This is a genomic window from Zooshikella sp. RANM57, from assembly GCF_050749885.1.
Taxonomy (GTDB): domain Bacteria; phylum Pseudomonadota; class Gammaproteobacteria; order Pseudomonadales; family Zooshikellaceae; genus Zooshikella.
Genome location: NZ_JBOIUB010000057.1, coordinates 1 through 701, shown reverse-complemented (window position 1 = coordinate 701; position 701 = coordinate 1). Strand labels below are relative to the sequence as shown.

General features: G+C 39.2%; 1 protein-coding gene. It reads right to left on the bottom strand.

What is annotated here, in order from left to right:
• Positions 1-179 precede the first annotated feature (179 nt).
• On the bottom strand, positions 180-311 hold the full coding sequence (locus ACQ96U_RS27110; protein WP_431724399.1) for a hypothetical protein: 132 nt from the start codon (positions 309-311) through the stop codon (positions 180-182).
• Positions 312-701: the final 390 nt, after the last annotated feature.

Here is a 701-nt window from a genome sequence, read left to right as displayed (position 1 = left end):
TATAACTAGAAATTAGCCGCAAGGTCTCCTATGAAATAGTGCTCTTTAACAGTCTTAACTCATGAAATATTCCTTCCGCATATAGAATGAGTTTTGATTGGGCCATATTAAAGAGCACGCTTTTTTCGATTCTGTTGCAAAAATTATTTAGCGTAAAAACAAACTTATTTTGGGCACACTTAGCCTGCTAGTCCACAGAACCCATTTTGTTCTAGTAGCCCAATAATGATTTGTGTTTGTTGGACGATGCCTTTATCCCAAAAGTTAGAGAGATACTGATCTAGCTCTTTTATTATTCTGTCTGAATCCATTACTGCTCCTTGAGTTTACACGATAACATCTGCCCTGCCCTCCCCTACTCCACTTCAATTAATCAAAGCAATGTGGATTATGGGTGCAACCTGTTGCATATATTACGTTATTGCTTGATTAGAGTGTGAATTAATAGGATGAACTTGTGTTATATGACTGATGTATGCAACAGGTTGCGCCTATTGCATTGTGGGTGATACCTACTAGTGATTTGACCATTTTATGATCATGTGCAACAGGTTGCACATAGAATGCTATAAGGGGTTCTGTCGCAAAGTTTGACCCGCCGTGATAGCCTTTTACACTCCTGCTAATACTCTACTCTGGTTGTTTTGTCGTCACTATGAGTCCTCATGAGCGTTTCAAAGGTTGTCATTTTCCCTCCTGTG

Bases quoted from the DNA above. Each gene is read 5' to 3' on its own strand.
- ACQ96U_RS27110 (WP_431724399.1), bottom strand. From the start codon at position 311: ATGGATTCAGACAGAATAATAAAAGAGCTAGATCAGTATCTCTCTAAC.